At 67.2% G+C, this 14935-nt stretch carries 16 protein-coding genes and 1 pseudogene; 12 read left to right on the top strand and 5 right to left on the bottom strand.

Annotated elements, in window-relative coordinates; translation table 11 throughout:
- Nucleotides 1–30 precede the first annotated feature (30 nt).
- The 3 genes from ABQF13_RS16985 to ABQF13_RS16975 are packed head-to-tail and all read left to right on the top strand — an operon-like array spanning nucleotide 31 to nucleotide 2603.
- A complete protein-coding gene (locus ABQF13_RS16985; protein ID WP_448393940.1) occupies nucleotides 31–759 on the top strand; it encodes an EthD domain-containing protein in 729 nt (242 codons plus the stop codon).
- Nucleotides 756–1535: an enoyl-CoA hydratase/isomerase family protein gene (locus ABQF13_RS16980; protein WP_448393939.1), complete on the top strand. Its 780-nt coding sequence runs from the start codon at nucleotides 756–758 to the stop codon at nucleotides 1533–1535. Before ABQF13_RS16985 ends, ABQF13_RS16980 begins: the two co-directional genes overlap by 4 nt.
- A 6-nt stretch (nucleotides 1536–1541) precedes the next feature.
- The gene (locus ABQF13_RS16975; RefSeq protein WP_448393938.1) at nucleotides 1542–2603 is read left to right on the top strand and encodes a class I SAM-dependent methyltransferase; all 1062 of its coding nucleotides are present in this window, start codon (nucleotides 1542–1544) and stop codon (nucleotides 2601–2603) included.
- A gap of 21 nt (nucleotides 2604–2624) precedes the next feature.
- Here the strand turns inward: ABQF13_RS16975 and ABQF13_RS16970 are convergent, their stop codons facing one another.
- A complete protein-coding gene (locus ABQF13_RS16970) occupies nucleotides 2625–2819 on the bottom strand; it encodes a (2Fe-2S)-binding protein (RefSeq protein WP_448393937.1) in 195 nt (64 codons plus the stop codon).
- A gap of 8 nt (nucleotides 2820–2827) precedes the next feature.
- Entirely contained in the window at nucleotides 2828–3463 is a 636-nt protein-coding gene (locus ABQF13_RS16965) for a fatty-acid--CoA ligase (protein WP_448393936.1), read from the bottom strand.
- A 242-nt stretch (nucleotides 3464–3705) separates the two neighbouring features.
- On the opposite strand from ABQF13_RS16965, the gene bfr reads away from it, so the two are divergent.
- The 4 genes and pseudogenes from bfr to ABQF13_RS16945 all read left to right on the top strand — a co-directional run bounded on the left by bfr (nucleotide 3706) and on the right by ABQF13_RS16945 (nucleotide 8300).
- Complete coding sequence (bfr, locus tag ABQF13_RS16960; protein ID WP_448393935.1) at nucleotides 3706–4191, top strand: bacterioferritin; 486 nt, start codon at nucleotides 3706–3708, stop codon at nucleotides 4189–4191.
- Nucleotides 4192–4301: 110 nt separating this feature from the next.
- The gene (locus ABQF13_RS16955; protein ID WP_448393934.1) at nucleotides 4302–6353 is read left to right on the top strand and encodes an MDR family MFS transporter; all 2052 of its coding nucleotides are present in this window, start codon (nucleotides 4302–4304) and stop codon (nucleotides 6351–6353) included.
- A 67-nt stretch (nucleotides 6354–6420) separates the two neighbouring features.
- A complete protein-coding gene (locus ABQF13_RS16950) occupies nucleotides 6421–6903 on the top strand; it encodes a carboxymuconolactone decarboxylase family protein (protein ID WP_448393933.1) in 483 nt (160 codons plus the stop codon).
- Nucleotides 6904–6932: 29 nt separating this feature from the next.
- Nucleotides 6933–8300 (top strand): annotated as a pseudogene (locus tag ABQF13_RS16945) (glutamine synthetase family protein).
- 2 nt (nucleotides 8301–8302) lie between these two features.
- On the opposite strand, the gene ABQF13_RS16940 reads toward ABQF13_RS16945, so the two are convergent.
- The 3 genes from ABQF13_RS16940 to ABQF13_RS16930 form a co-directional block, all read right to left on the bottom strand.
- A complete protein-coding gene (locus ABQF13_RS16940; RefSeq protein WP_448393932.1) occupies nucleotides 8303–9502 on the bottom strand; it encodes an FUSC family protein in 1200 nt (399 codons plus the stop codon).
- Between the two features lie 78 nt (nucleotides 9503–9580).
- Nucleotides 9581–9997 (bottom strand): nuclear transport factor 2 family protein, encoded by a 417-nt coding sequence (locus ABQF13_RS16935; RefSeq protein ID WP_448393931.1) that lies wholly within the window; start codon nucleotides 9995–9997, stop codon nucleotides 9581–9583.
- A gap of 16 nt (nucleotides 9998–10013) precedes the next feature.
- A complete protein-coding gene (locus tag ABQF13_RS16930) occupies nucleotides 10014–11804 on the bottom strand; it encodes an N-acyl-D-amino-acid deacylase family protein (protein WP_448393930.1) in 1791 nt (596 codons plus the stop codon).
- Nucleotides 11805–11922: 118 nt separating this feature from the next.
- Between ABQF13_RS16930 and ABQF13_RS16925 the strand changes: the two genes are divergently transcribed.
- The 5 genes from ABQF13_RS16925 to ABQF13_RS16905 all read left to right on the top strand — a co-directional run bounded on the left by ABQF13_RS16925 (nucleotide 11923) and on the right by ABQF13_RS16905 (nucleotide 14934).
- On the top strand, nucleotides 11923–12828 hold the full coding sequence (locus ABQF13_RS16925; RefSeq protein WP_448393929.1) for a dienelactone hydrolase family protein: 906 nt from the start codon (nucleotides 11923–11925) through the stop codon (nucleotides 12826–12828).
- Nucleotides 12829–12925: 97 nt separating this feature from the next.
- The gene (locus ABQF13_RS16920; RefSeq protein WP_448393928.1) at nucleotides 12926–13324 is read left to right on the top strand and encodes a hypothetical protein; all 399 of its coding nucleotides are present in this window, start codon (nucleotides 12926–12928) and stop codon (nucleotides 13322–13324) included.
- A 57-nt stretch (nucleotides 13325–13381) separates the two neighbouring features.
- The gene (locus tag ABQF13_RS16915; protein ID WP_448393927.1) at nucleotides 13382–13765 is read left to right on the top strand and encodes a cupredoxin domain-containing protein; all 384 of its coding nucleotides are present in this window, start codon (nucleotides 13382–13384) and stop codon (nucleotides 13763–13765) included.
- Between the two features lie 112 nt (nucleotides 13766–13877).
- Nucleotides 13878–14246, top strand: coding sequence for a hypothetical protein (locus ABQF13_RS16910; RefSeq protein WP_448393926.1), 369 nt, complete (start codon nucleotides 13878–13880; stop codon nucleotides 14244–14246).
- The gene (locus ABQF13_RS16905; protein WP_448393925.1) at nucleotides 14236–14934 is read left to right on the top strand and encodes an HAD family hydrolase; all 699 of its coding nucleotides are present in this window, start codon (nucleotides 14236–14238) and stop codon (nucleotides 14932–14934) included. Before ABQF13_RS16910 ends, ABQF13_RS16905 begins: the two co-directional genes overlap by 11 nt.
- The last annotated feature ends 1 nt before the right edge of the window (nucleotide 14935 follow it).

Below are 14935 nucleotides of genomic sequence, written 5' to 3'. Positions count from 1 at the left end.
GTTCACCGCCGTCGCGGTAAGTTCGGCTTCGTGGAGAAAGTCATCATCACCCTGCGGGGCGCCGAGCCGGACGAAAAGTGGTGCGCGCGAATGCGCGCCCGGGTGGCGGCCGACCTGCTCGACATGGATCTTCCGGGCCTTGCCATCAACCTGCGCGACGAGGTGGTGCGAGACTCACTGATGACGCTGACGACGATGGATCCCGCGGTGGTCGGTTTCGTCACGCTGTGGACCCAACAGTCCTACGGCCAGCAGGTGCGGGCCGCGATCGAGCGGCTGCAGTCCGAAGCCGATGACGTCGCCGCCTATCTGGTCACCGAGTCCGTTCCACTGCCCCCGCCCGACACCGTGCCTGGTCAACGCAGCCGGGGCCTGGCCAACGTCGCACTGCTGCGCCGCCCCGCCGACATGGACGAGGCGACCTGGCTCGCGCGGTGGCACATCGACCACACCCCGGTGGCCATCGAGACCCAGGCGACGTTCGGCTATACGCAGAACGCCGTCGTGCGCGCGTTGACGCCGGACGCACCGATGCTCGCGGCGATCGTCGAAGAACTGTTCCCGCAAGAAGCCGTGGCGGACCTGCACGCGTTCTTCGGCGCCGCCGATGACGACGATTTGCGGATGCGGATGGAGCGGATGGTGGCCAGCACGGCGGCGTTCGGCGCCAACCGTGACGTCGACACCGTGCCGACGAGCCGCTACGTGTACCGCACGCCGTTCGCCGCCAACCCGACGCGCCGTACAGTCGACCGGTGACCGAAGTGCAACCAGCGCCCCTGCAGATCAGCGACGAGAACCGGGTCCGTACCCTGACGCTGAACCGGCCTGAGGCCCTGAATGCGTTCAACGAACAGCTGTATCACGCCACCGCGACCGCGCTGCGCGACGGCGCCGACGACCCCGAGGTGGCCGTCGTCCTGTTGACCGGATCGGGCCGGGCGTTCAGCGCGGGCAACGACCTCAAAGAAATGCAGCGCCGCATCACCGAACCGGCGTTCAACCAACAGGGCAGCCACTTCACCACGATGATCGACGCGCTCGCCGAGTTCCCCAAGCCGCTGATCTGTGCGGTCAACGGCGTCGGAGTCGGTATCGGCGCAACGATTCTCGGCTACGCCGATCTGGTGTTCATGTCCTCGACGGCGAAGTTGAAGACGCCGTTCACCAGCCTCGGAGTAGCACCCGAGGCCGCGTCGTCATATCTGCTGCCGCGGCTGCTGGGGCGGCAGAACGCCGCCTGGCTACTGATGTCATCGGAGTGGGTCGACGCCGACGAGGCGCAGCGAATGGGGTTGGCGTGGAAGGTGTGTGAACCCGACGACCTGTTGGTGCAGGCCCGCCACCACGCCAACATCCTTGCCGAAAAACCGATTCCGAGCCTGATGGCGGTGAAGCAGACCATCGTCGCCCCGACGCGTGCCCAGATCGCCGCCGCGACGGCCAGGGAGAACGAGCACTTCGCCACGTTGATGGGCACCGCCGCCAACGCCGAGGCGCTCGCCGACTTCACCGGCCGTCGCGCAGCCCGGTGATCGCCGATGGCCGGTGATCGCGCAGTCAGCGGCCGGATGGAGGGCCACGGCTTCTACACCGCACACTCCGCGGCTCAGCACGTCTTCGGTGAGCAGGCCCTGGACTGGCTCGAACAGGCCGCCGCCGAGGTGACGCCGCCCGCGGCCGGGCTGCCGTTCGTGATCGCCGACTTCGGTGCGGCCGGCGGCGGCAACTCGCTGGAGCCGATGCGACGCGCGCTGACCGCCCGCGTCGGGTCGGGTCCCGCGATGGTGGTGCACACCGACATCCCCGGCAACGACTTCTCGGCGTTGTTCGAGCTGCTGCAGTCCGCACCGCAGAGCTATCTGCACGCCGCGGACGTGTTCGCCTACGCGGCGGGCCGCTCGTTCTATGAACGGCTGTTTCCCGACGGGTACCTGTCGCTGGGCTGGTCCTCGATAGCGGTGCACTGGCTGAGTCGCCTCGACGTGACGATCCCCGATCACATCTACTCGACGTTCGCCACGGGCGACGTTCGGCTCGCGCTGCAGCAGCAGTCGGCGCGGGACTGGCGAACGTTCCTGCGGCACCGCGCGGCCGAGCTGCGCGCGTCGGGCCGGCTGATCGTGCTCGGTGGTGCGAACGAGGACGACGGCACCAGCGGCGCGGAGGGGTTGATGAACGCCGCCAACGACGGTCTGCGCGCGTTGGTCGAGGTCGGGGCAGTGCGGTCCGCCGAATACCGGCGCATGACGATCCCCACCTGGAATCGCACGCCGGGGGAGTTCGTCGCACCGTTCGACGACCCGCGGCTGCGGGAACGGCTGGATCTGCGGCGCACCGAACTGCGCTCGGCGCCGGATCCCTATCTCTTGGCCTACCAACGCGACGGCGATCTGGACGCCTACGTCGCCGCGGTCGTGGAAGCGTTTCGCGCGGCGTTCGAGGAGTCGTTGTGGGCGGCGCTGGATTCCGACCGCGACGCGACGGCACGTGACCGCATCCGCGCGGCGTTCGACGCCGAACTCGCCGGGCGGGTGGCCGCAGACCCCGAGGGGTGCGCTACCGCGTGGCGGGTGATGGTGCTGGACATCGCCGCGCGATGAGGCCCCAGACCCTCATACCGTCTAGTGGTTGACAGCCTTGGTGCAGCCGTCCGCCTCGTGATGGGCCGCGATGATCGCGCGCAGGGTGCGCCTGCACCGTCCGCAGTCACCGCCGGCGCCGCAGGCCTCGGCGATCTGCTTGGACGTCGTCGCGCCGTTGGCGACCACCTCGTCGACGTCGCTGCTCGTGATTCCCATGCATAGACAGACGAACACGGGCGCACCTAACCGCTCTGCTCGTCGATGCTCATGATGTGGGCGAACCTGCCCACGAACTGGCTGGGGTAGGCACCAAGGCCCGCCTGGCGCAGCCATTCGGCAGCGTGGTCGGGGTGGTCGATCCACTGCCGGGCGGCTTGCTCGTTCTCGATCTCCTGCAGGACCATCACTTCCTGCCCGTCATCGAGCGCCCGATACACCCAGATCTTGCGCACGCCCGCGCGCTTGAACCGGTCCAACCCGTCCTGCACCTTGGCCATCAGCAAACCGATATCTTGCACCGACGACATGACGCCGACAATGACGCGTCCCACGTGATCCGCGGGCGACGGCGGGTACAGGTCGATCTTCTCCACCACCTCGCCGCCGAAGATGGGCGGAATATCGTCGACACCGGAAATATCGAACAACTCGAATATCGCGGGGGATCGCAAAACCTCGCGGATCGAGCCGGCCTGCCGAATTCCTATTGTGGTCAATACCCGCTGGGGCTCCCAAATCGAGTTGTAGAGCACCACGTGGTGGGCGCCGATCGACGCCAGTCCGTCACGACGTTTCTTGAGCCAACCCCACATCCGTTCTACGTCATCGACACGGAAATCACAGGCGAGAATGAAGGAATGCAGGTCGCGCTCACCCATCCCTATTTCCCCCTGCCCGATACGCCGGTTTTTGGTTAGCGGAGTCTAACCTTAGTTAGCGTAGGCAGTCCAGCGTTGATCCATCCTCGACGGCCCACAGCCCGTCAATCACTCGCCAGAATGCCGAAAAGTCGCGTCGCACAAGCGTAGCGGCTGTGCTTTGATTACTGTCTGCACTAGATTGGATCGCACACAACCGCTAGCGACGCTTGACCAGCCCTCACGGTGCTAAGGAGCCCCCGATGCAAGGCGACCCGGACGTTCTGAAGTTGCTCAACGAGCAATTGACAAGCGAACTCACAGCCATCAACCAGTATTTCCTGCATTCGAAGATGCAGGCCAATTGGGGCTTCACTGAACTCGCCGAATACACCCGCAAAGAATCATTCGACGAAATGAATCATGCGGAGGCGATCACCAATCGAATTCTCATGCTCGACGGGCTGCCGAATTACCAGCGGCTATTCTCGCTGCGAATCGGCCAGAACCTGCGCGAACAATTCGAGGCCGACCTCGCGATCGAATACGAAGTGATGGAGCGGCTGAAGCCCGGCATCATCATGTGTCGCGAGAAGGAAGACGCCACGACCGCCACGCTGCTCGAGGGAATCCTCGCCAGCGAAGAGGAGCACATCGACTACCTCGAGACGCAGCTGCAGTTGATGGACAAGCTGGGCGACGAACTCTATGCGGCACAGTGCGTCTCCCGGCCGCCGACCAGCCTCTGACCCCCGCGTTTCCGCACACCTGCTCCCGGCAACCCTTCCGTCGGCCGGCGTAACTTCTCTAGCTTGTCTAACGATAGGCCGGGAGGGATACCGGCCGACGGAAGGCAGGGATGGAAAGTCCGGCGACACCCGCCGCCGCCGAGGATCGTGAACCCGGCGCGCTGATCAGCCCACAGCGCCGCAACTTCATTTTCGTTGCGGTGCTCCTCGGCATGCTGCTCGCCGCGCTGGACCAGACGATCGTCGCGACCACCCTGCCGACGGTGGTGGCCGACCTCGGCGGCGCCGGCCACCAGTCGTGGGTGGTGACGAGCTACCTGTTGGCCTCGACCATCGCCACCGCTGTGGTGGGCAAGCTCGGTGACCTGTTCGGGCGCAAGGCCGTGTTCGGGACGGCAGTGCTGGTCTTCCTGATCGGTTCGGTGCTGTGCGGCATCGCCGGGTCGATGACGGCGCTGGTCGCATCGCGCGCTGCGCAGGGTGTCGGTGGCGGCGCCATCATGGTGACGGCCACCGCGCTGATCGGCGAGGTGATCCCGCTGCGCGATCGCGGCCGTTACCAGGGCGCGTTGGGCGCCGTCTTCGGTGTGACGACGGTGGTCGGGCCGCTGCTGGGCGGCTACTTCACCGACCACCTCAGTTGGCGGTGGGCGTTCTGGATCAACATCCCGGTGGGCGTCGTGGTGTTCTTCGTGGCAGCGGCCGCCATCCCCGCGCTCAGCGGGCGCGAGCGGCCCGTCATCGACTACGCCGGCATCGTGTTCGTCGGCCTGGGCGCGACCGGGCTCACGCTGGCGACCAGCTGGGGCGGCAGCACCTACCCCTGGGCTTCGCCGACGATCATCGGGTTGTTCATCGGCTCGGCGGCCGCGCTTGCGATCTTCGTCCGGGTGGAAACCCGTGCGGTCGAACCGATTCTGCCGATCCGGCTGTTCAGCAGCCCGGTGTTCACGGTGTGCTGCGTGCTGTCGTTCATCGTCGGGTTCGCGATGCTGGGCGCGTTGACGTTCCTGCCGACATACATGCAGTTCGTCGACGGCGTCTCGGCCACCGAGTCTGGGCTGCGCACGCTGCCGATGGTGGTCGGCTTGCTCATCACCTCGATCGGCAGCGGCGCCATCGTCGGGCGCACCGGGCACTACAAGGTCTTTCCTGTCGTCGGCACCGCGGTGATGGTGGCGGGCTTCGTGCTGATGTCCCGGATGGACGCCGACACGTCGCTGCTGGCGCAGTCGGCATACCTGTTCATCCTTGGCACCGGCATCGGCATGTGCATGCAGGTACTCGTGCTGATCGTGCAGAGCACGGTCGGCTTCGCCGATCTGGGCGTCGCGACGTCGGGCGTGACGTTCTTCCGGGCGATTGGAAGCGCGTTCGGCGCGGCGATTTTTGGATCGCTGTTCGCCAACTTCCTCAACGCCCGCATCGGCGGAGCCCTGGCTGTCAACGGTGCGCCGCCGGCGGCCGCGCAGTCCCCGCAGGTGTTGCACGGGTTGCCATCCGACGTCGCCGCACCGATCGTCACTGCCTACGCCGACTCGCTCGGGTTGGTGTTCTTGTTCGCGGCGCCGGTCGCGTTCATCGGTTTCCTGGTCGCGCTGACGCTCAAGGAAGTGCCCCTGCACGAGATGGAAACGGCGGCGGTCGATCTCGGCGACGGCTTCGCGATGCCCGGCACCGAGAATTCGGAGCAGGTGCTGGAATCCGCGATCGGCCGCCTGCTACGCCATTCACCCGAGATCCGGCTGCGCAGCATCGCGGGCCGGCCAGGCTGCGAACTCGACGTCGCGCGGCTGTGGGCGTTGATCCAGATCTATCGGCACAACCAGGCCTTCGGCTCCGCGCGGCTCACCGAGATCGCCGATCGCCTCCGGGTGCCGTGCGAAGTCATCGAGCCCACCTTCGAGCAGTTGGTCGCCACCGGCTATGCGTTGCGCACCGGTGATCGGTTCTGGCTCACGCAAGCCGGCGCGCAGCAGGTCGACACCGCCTCCTCGGTGCTGGTCAACGCGATCACCGAGAAGCTCGCCAAATCGCAGACGTTCGAGGGCAGACCCGGCCATGCGCAGGTGGAGGCGGCGCTGGAGCGCATCGCGCATCGTGTGCTGGCCCAGCGGGAGTGGGACGACGAGCGCGGCGAGATCACGGCTACCAAGATGTGAGCGTCGCTACCGTCCCCGATTCTAGAACGTGTTCCACCGGCGCGGCGCCGCGCGTACGATCTCGGCCATGAGCCGTATAGGGGAGTTCGCCGATGACGACGCGGCCGCCTGGGTGGTCAAGTCGCCCGACATCGGCGTCGCGATGGCCGGTTTCACCAACGCGGTCTACACCAAGAACCGGCTTCCGATGCGGGTCCGTGAGCTGGCCAGGATGGTCATCGCGCTGGACAACGAGTGCGTGGTGTGCCAGAACACCCGCGACTCGGCAGGTATCGCGGCCGGCGTCGACGAGGATCTTTACGATCATGCCGCGCAATGGCGGACGTGGCCGGGCTACAGCGGCCAGGAGCGCGTCGCCGCGGAGTTCGCCGAACGGTTCGCCTCCGACCACACCGCCCTGCGTGACGACGAGGACTTCTGGGCCCGCTGCCGTGAGCACTTCGACGACGAACTGCTCACCGACCTGGCCCTGTCGTGCGCGATGTGGTTGGGCATGGGCCGGATGCTGCGCACCCTCGACATCGGCCAAAGCTGCAAGATCACGCTGTAACGAACCCCGCGAGCCCGCACAATTACCGCATGACATCGCGGACCGCCGAACCGCTCGCCGCCGCGGCGATCGCCCAACTCGAGGCCGACGGCGTCACCACGCTGATCGGTACGGTCGTCAACCCCGCCGGGCTCACGCTCGCCAAGACCGTGCCGCTGCGCCGGATGGGCTCGTTCGCCGAGCCCGGCCTGGGCGCCAGCCCGGTCTGGCATGTGTTCGCCATCGATCAGACCGGCATCGTCTTCGGGGACGCGATCGGCGTGGTGGGCGATCAGCGGATACGCATCGATCTGGGCGCCCTTCGCATCCTCGGCGACGGGTTGGCCTGGGCTCCGAGTGCGTTCTTCAACCAGGACGGCTCACCGGATCCCTACTGCAGCCGCGGCACGCTGCGCAGGGTGGCCGATCGGCTGGCCGATGCGGGCATCGACGCGGCCGTCGGGCACGAGATGGAGTTCGTGCTCGTCGCACCGGACGGCGGCGCGCTACCGTCGCAGCTGTGGGCCCAATACGGGCTTGCCGGCGTACTGGAGTTCGAAGGCTTCGTCCGCGATGTCACCAACGCCGCTGCCGCCTCGGGTGTTTGGATCGAGCAGTTCCACCCCGAGTACGGGCGCAACCAGTTCGAGATATCGCTGTCTCCGGCGCCACCGGTGGCCGCTGCCGACCAACTGGTGCTGATGCGCATCATCATCGGCCGGGTCGCTCGCCAACACGGGATGCGGGTCAGCCTGTCACCGGTGCCGTTCGCCGACAGCGTGGGATCCGGTTCGCATCAACACCTTTCGCTGACCCGCGGGGAAATGCCCCTGTTTCCCGGGGATAACGGCGATGGTGCCGCGTCGATAACAGCCGATGGCCAAGCCGCGATAGCCGGGCTGATCGCCGGCCTGCCGGAGGCCCAGGGCGTGCTGTGCGGTTCGGTGCTGTCGACGATGCGGCTCAAGCCGGGGCTTTGGTCAGGTGCGTATCTTTGCTAGGGCACCGAGAACCGGGAGGCCGCAGTACGTTTCGTATCCGGCGGGCCGAGCAACCCGGGCGGCGCCAATGTCGAGGTGAAGGTGATCGACCCGTCGGCCAACCCGTATCTCGCGACGGCTGCCATCCTGGGCATGGCGCTCGACGGTATCGAGCGCAAGCTATCGCCGGGGGAGGAGATCACCGTCGGCCCGGCCACCATGACGGATGCGGCTCGCGCACAGGCCGGTATCGCGCTGTTGACGTCCGACCAGTCCGATGCGCTCGACCGGCTGGACAACTCGTCGCTGCTGCGCGGAATTCTCGGCGACGCGGCCGTGGACGCCACCGTGGCGGTACGGCGCTACGAGCAGTACACCTATGGCGACATGAAGCCCGATGAACTCGCCGAGAAGTTCCGGCTGGCCTGGAGCGTGTGAGTTCAGCGGGCGGTCCGCACGCGTCTGCGCACGGCGTCGGCCACCTCGTTGAGCCCGTCGCGCGCCCATCCCACCTCGTCACACAGCCGCTGCGCATCGGCGTACAGACCGCCGTACACCGACCACTGGGTCGGCTGATCGAGCGGTTTACCTTGTGCCTGCGATGCGAGTTTTTGCACTGCCGCCGTGCAGGTCTGGACCGCCTCGCCCACTGGTTCGCCGTTGGTGAGGTCGTCGACGGAGTGAATGCCACCCATCGCGGAGACGGCGTCGCGCACCGCGGACAGCACGGTCGCGTAGTGGCGCAGAAACGCGTCGTGGTGCGGTTGCTGTTCGTCGTCGTCGCGTTCGCCGATCCGGATCAACCCGGTGATCACCGACCGCACCTGAGCGGTGATGCGGTCCGCCGCCTGAATCGTCACGCGGTAACCGTCGAAGCTGCGGTGGTCGTGGACCAGCAGCCGGCGGGGGTTGAACCGCGAGGTCTGATCGGCATGGTCCACGGTGTGACGCGCCTGCGGGGTCAGGCGTGCGAGGCCGTCGGCGTGTTGTCGCCAATGGCGTGCGGCATCCGCGTCGGGCGTCCCGTCTTTCAGCCCATCGGCCATGTCGGTCAGCAAGTCTGACAACGAATCGTTGAACGATTGGACGGCATACCCGGCGCTGCGGTACCGCAACGGGGGTGCCACCAGCAGGTTCACGGCTAACGCGACCGAGGCGCCGAGCAGCACCATGCCCACGATCTCGGGGAGCTGAGACGGCGGCGACACCCCGGGTTCGGGCATGGCGAACGCGCCGTAGGCGAAGATCGCGGCGACCGTGACGTTGATGCCCTGGCTCCCGAGCCGTCGCCAGCGTCCGATGGTCAGCGCGATTGCCAGGATGACCGGGAACAGCCACGGCTGTGCGCCCCACGGCAGCACGATCGCCCCGGTGAGGCAGACGCCGACGATCACCGCGCCGGTGTAGTGCATCGCCATCTGCACCGAGTCGGCGATGGTGATCTGCATGAGCAGCACCGCCGAGAACGGCGCGAACGTGGCGTGGCTCGCGCCGAACACCTGCGAAGCCAGCAGCCAGGCCACCGTCGCCGCCAGCACTGACTTGCCGAGCATCAGCACGTTGTCGCGGTCGAAGCTGCGCCGCGCCAGCGCGCGTCTCACGCGTCCGACGAACGCGGACAGTGCCGCACGCGTATGCACGTCACGTCTCCTTCAGCCGAGCCTCGCCGATCTGAAGGGTTTACCGCCTGTCGCCGACCTCAAACCGGCGCCGCACCGTCACACCAGGCCGGTGGCGTCGAACACCCAACTCATGTCGGCGTTCGCGAAGTCCTCCATCCAGGTCGGCGGGGCGTTGTTGGCCAGCGCGCCCATGTCCCAGTAGTCCTTCCACAACGTGACCTTGCCATTCTGAACCTTGTGCACCGAAACGAACTTCAGCACCGCCGATTCGCCTGTTGGCCAGTGCCATTCCTCGCTGTGCTCGTACATCGCGTCGACGCCGTTGTCGACCAACAGCCCACTGAAGTTCTCGTAGGACGCCAACGGCTCCAAGCCGATCTTGAGCCGCTTGACGATGTCCTCGGGCCCACGGGCGGCCGCGGTCGGGCCGACGGGCACGTCGAGGTAGATGCAGTCGTCGGACAGGAACGTCTTGAGCTCCTCCCAGTTGCGCGCGGACAACGCCTTCCACATCCCCAAGACCGTATCTTCAACTGACACTGGCTAATTCGCCTTCCTGTGCGGAGATCGCGGGCGCCTTGTGCGCTGCGCGCAGAAACCGTCCGGTGCGCTGCCGGCCGACGACATCGGTCGGTTGGCCGCCGACGAAGACCGCTCTGCCGCCGACGTAGACGGCGGTCACGGTGTCGTCGTTGCGGTTGACCATGCGCGACAAACCCCCGTACTGCTCGACGACCTCCTCGGCGTAGGAGTCCAGCGAGTCGTCCAGGTGCTCGGGGTCGATGACCACCAGATCGGCCCGGTCGCCGATGCGTAGATGCCCGGCGTCCAGGCGGTACCAGTCGGCCAGTTCACCGGTCAGCCGGTGCACGGCCTGCTCGACGCTCAGAAACGGCTTACCTGCGCGCTCGGCGTCGCGCACATGGCGCAAAAACCGCAGGCCCATGTTGTAGAAGGCCATGTTGCGCAGGTGCGCACCGGCGTCGGAGAAGCCCATCTGGATACCGGTGTCGCGCGCCAACTTCTTGAGCACGTCGGGCCGGTGGTTGGAGATCGTGGTGCGCCAGCGCAGCGCCCGACCGTGTTCGAGCACCAGGTCCAGGAACGCGTCGACGGGGTGCAGTCCGCCGCGCTCCTTGCCGACCTGACCGAACGACTTGCCGACGATCGACGTGTCCGGACATGCCACGATCTCGGCGTCGAAGAAGTCGCGCTGCCAGACCCGGATACCGAGTTTGCTCTCGTACTCCTTGCGGAACCGGCGGCGGTAGGCCTCGTCGCGCATCAGTTCGTTGCGCTCGACCTCGTCGCGCAGGTGCAGCGCGGCGGCACCGGCGCCGAACTCCTCGAAGACCACCAGGTCGATGCCGTCGGCGTAGACCTCGAACGGCACCGGCAGATGCTGCCAGCGGAAGTTTCCGCCGAGCTTGTTGACCAACCGGGCGCCCGGGCCCAGGGCATGGATGCTGTACGGATTGGACTTCACGTCGGCCGCCGAAAGCAGGCTGGTCTTGAGCGGGTTGCGAACCAAGCCCAGCGACTGCGCCAGCTGGGAAAGTAGGTTCAGCGGGTTCTGAATGTCAGGGCCCGACTGCAGCACTCGGCCGGTGCGCCGCAGCAACGCCTTGAGCCTGCGCAGCTCGCGGGGCTTGGCGTAGGTGGACGGCAGCGTGCGCGACCGGCACACGTCACCGTCGAGCTTGTCGAAAAGCAGTTGCTGCGAAGACATTCCGACAAAGCCGGCCTTCAGCGCCGCCGAGAGCCACCGCTCCAGCTGGGCCTGCTCGCTGCGGGTGGGACGCGCGTCCTTGCGAGTCGCGCGGTCCAGGCCCATGGTGGCCGCCCGCATATCGGAGTGCCCGATGAAGGCAGCGACGTTGGGGCCCAGCGGCCGAGCCTCCAACGCTGCGATGTACTGCTCGCAGTCGGTCCACGTCTTGTTGCGGTCCACGGCGTCGATGACGTGATCGCGCGGGATCGCCTCGACCCGACCGAAGATGTCGCCGGCGTCGGTACCGTCGACATGCACCGTGGACAGCGAGCAGGAGCCGAGCATCACCGTGGTTACCCCGTGGCGCAACGATTCGGCCAGCGCCGGGCCGTCGAGCACCTCGACGTCGTAGTGGGTGTGGATATCGAGCATGCCGGGCAGCACCCATTTACCCGATGCGTCGATGACGTCGGGGCAGCCGGTCGGGTCGAGGTCCGCTGCGCTGATCGCGGCGATGTGGCCGTCTCGGATGCCGATGTTTCTCACCGCGGACGGTGCGCCGGTGCCGTCGAACCAGCGGCCGTTTTCGATGATCGTGTCGTAGCTCACCCCGTCATAGAACAGCCCGCCGATGGCGGTGTCAATGAAATGGGTGAACAGATTTGCATATCTGTCTATTTTAGGCGATGACCTGGCACTACCGGTCGTCCGGGGCATACTGACGAAGATGACGCCGCTGCAGCGCTACATCGCCGAGGAAATCGCCATCGACCATGTCGACGGGCTGTTGTCCAGACGTGAGGCGCTGCGCAGGCTCGCGCTGCTCGGCGTCGGCGCGGCCGCGGCGACGGCCTTGATCACCGGCTGCAGCGATAACCGCCAGCCCGAGGGGCAGGCCCCGGTCACCTCGAGCGAGCCCGCGACGGCGGGCGCACCGCCGGGTTCGCAGACCGCGGTCGACACTACGGCGATCACCTGGCCCGGGCCCCGCGGTGAGCTGCAGGGGGCATGGGCGCAGGCGCCCGACGCCCGCGGCGCCGTGCTGGTCATCCACGAGAACAAGGGGCTCACCGACCACATCCGGTCGGTGGCGGGCCGGTTCGCGGGCATCGGCTACTCCGCGCTGGCGATCGACCTGCTCTCGGCGCGGGGCGGCACGGGCACCTTCGCCGATCCCGCGCGGGCCACCGCGGCCCTCGGCGAAATTCCGCCCGAGGACGCGGTCGCCGACCTGCGCTCCGGGGTCGACGAGCTGGTGCGCCGCGTTCCGGATCGAAAGATCGCGGCGGTCGGGTTCTGCATGGGCGGGGCGATGGTGTGGCGGCTGTTGGACGCCGGCGCACCGCGGCTGGCGGCGGCCGTGCCGTTCTACGGCCCGACACCGGAGGACCCCGACTTCTCCGGGTCCAAAGACGTTGCGGTGCTCGGGATCTACGCAGCCCAGGATCAGCGCGTCAACGCCACCGAACCGGTCGCGCGCGCGGCGCTGGAGCAGGCGGGCCTGGTGTTCGAGCTCGTCACCGAACCCGACGCCAACCACGCGTTCTTCAACGACACCGGCCAGCGCTACAACGCCGCCGCGGCGACCGACGCCTGGCAGCGGGTGCAGGACTGGTTTGCCCGCTACCTCTAGCCCATGGACCGCGAGCAGACACAGAAGGGGGCGAAAACCCCGTCCAAGACCACCTTTTATGTCTGCTCACTCGACGAAGGTGATCTACGATCCACACATGCTCAGGCCGTTGACGGTCGGCGTCGCCTCCGCCACCCTCCTCCTCGCGACCGGCGGGGGTGTCGCCGGTGCGGAACCGCAGACGTCGCCGTGCGACTACACGCTCTCGGCGCCCCACGTCGTCGACGTGTCCGGAACCCCCATGGTGACCGCAACGCTGAAGCCGGCCGCGTGCGACCGCGCACAAGTGTTCTCCACGGTCGCGTGTGTGCAGTTGGAGGGCGCGTCGGGGCCCCGTCAGTGCGCGAGCAACAACGGACCGCTGGTCGCGCAGGTCTACTACGCCCCGTATCAGCCCGGTGCGACGTACATATCGACAGGGCGGGGGTGCGCCAACGTCGGGAACCCGCCACAACCGGCGTGCCAACCGACGGGTCCGTTCACCGCGACGCTGTAGCGAACCCGACCGGTCCGCTGCTCGTGTCCCGGGTGGAACACAACGTAAGGGGACACGATGAGAAAGGTCTTGTTGTTCTGCACCGCCCTGTGTGCGATCGCCGCGCTCGCCGTGGGCTGCACCCAGTCGGCCACCACCGAACAAGATGCCACCGGGACGGCCACCGCGACCGCCCCGCCCGCCACCAGCGCTCCCGCGTCGGGCCCGACGATCACCATCGCCGACATGAGCTTCGGGGATCCGGTCACCGTCGCTCCCGGTGAACAGATCACCGTGATCAACGAGGACTCCGCCGAGCACTCGGTGACCTCGGAGACGTTCGATGTGCACGTCGACGGTGGTCAGCAGGTCACATTGACGGCACCGACGGACCCCGGCGAGTACGACATCTACTGCGTGTACCACCCGTCGATGACGGGCACGCTGATCGTCCAGCAGTAGGGCGCTGACCTCCCACTTCGCGTGCACCCGGTTTAGCCCTCGCCGGCACGGGCACCCCGTCTTATTAGCGGGTCCGTCAGTCGCTGCGGCCCGACCGAACGAAGGAGCCGAGATGGACAACACCGTCGTATGGGTCATCGTGGCCGTGGTGGCGATCATCGCGATCGCAATTCTGGCCTACGTTGCAGTGCAGGGGCGCAACCGTAAGCGCCATGTTGAAGCCGAGCGCATCCGCGAAGAGGTGGACCACGATTCACACCGGGTGCAAAAGCGGGAGGCACTGGCCCAAGAAACCGAGGCCAAAGCCCGCGCCGCCCAGGCCGACGCCGAGGCGAAGGCCGCTGAGGCCGCCAGGCTGGCCGACACCGCGGCGACGCGCCGTGATGCGGCGTCCACGTCGCGTCACGATCTCGACGCCCGTCGCGAACACGCCGACAAGCTCGATCCGAGGTCGAAGACCTCCGATCGTCGTGAGCAGTAGCCCCAACACCCCGCCTGCCGTGTTGTTCGACATCGACGGCACGCTCGTCGATTCGAACTATCTGCATGTCCACGCGTGGTACCGGGCGTTCGATGAGGTCGGCCGCCCCGTCGAAGCGTGGCGCATCCACCGCTCGATCGGGATGGACGGCACCACATTGGTCCGCACGCTGACAGACGGCGCCGACGAGGACAGCGTCGAACGCGTCAAGGACCTGCATTCGCGCTACTACAAGGAGATGACGCCGGAGCTACGGCCGCTGCCGGGCGCCCGTGAACTGCTGGAAGCGGTCGTCAAGCTGGACCTGCAGGTCGTGCTGGCGACCTCGGCACCCGAGGACGAACTGTCCATCCTGCGTGAGGTGCTCGACAGCGACCACCTGGTGTCGGCGGTGACGTCGTCGGCCGACGTGGAGACGGCCAAACCCCAGCCCGATCTGATCGAGGTGGCGCTGGACCGGGCCGGGGTGCCCGCCGCGCACGCCGTCTTCGTCGGCGACGCGGTGTGGGACGTCGTGGCCTGCCAACGTGCCGGCGTGCAGACCGTTGCGCTGCTCAGCGGGGGAGTGTCGCAAGCCGAGCTGGAAAGCGCCGGTGCAGCACGGGTTTTCGACAACGCGTTGAATCTCTGCCAGCATCTCGACGACACCCCTATCGCCGCGCTCGCCAACATCGTCGGCGCGCGGTAGG

It is taken from the genome of Mycolicibacterium sp. XJ879 (genome assembly GCF_053483935.1).
The sequence above is the reverse complement of the archived record's forward strand: the minus strand, read 5'-3'. Positions and strand labels throughout refer to the sequence as shown.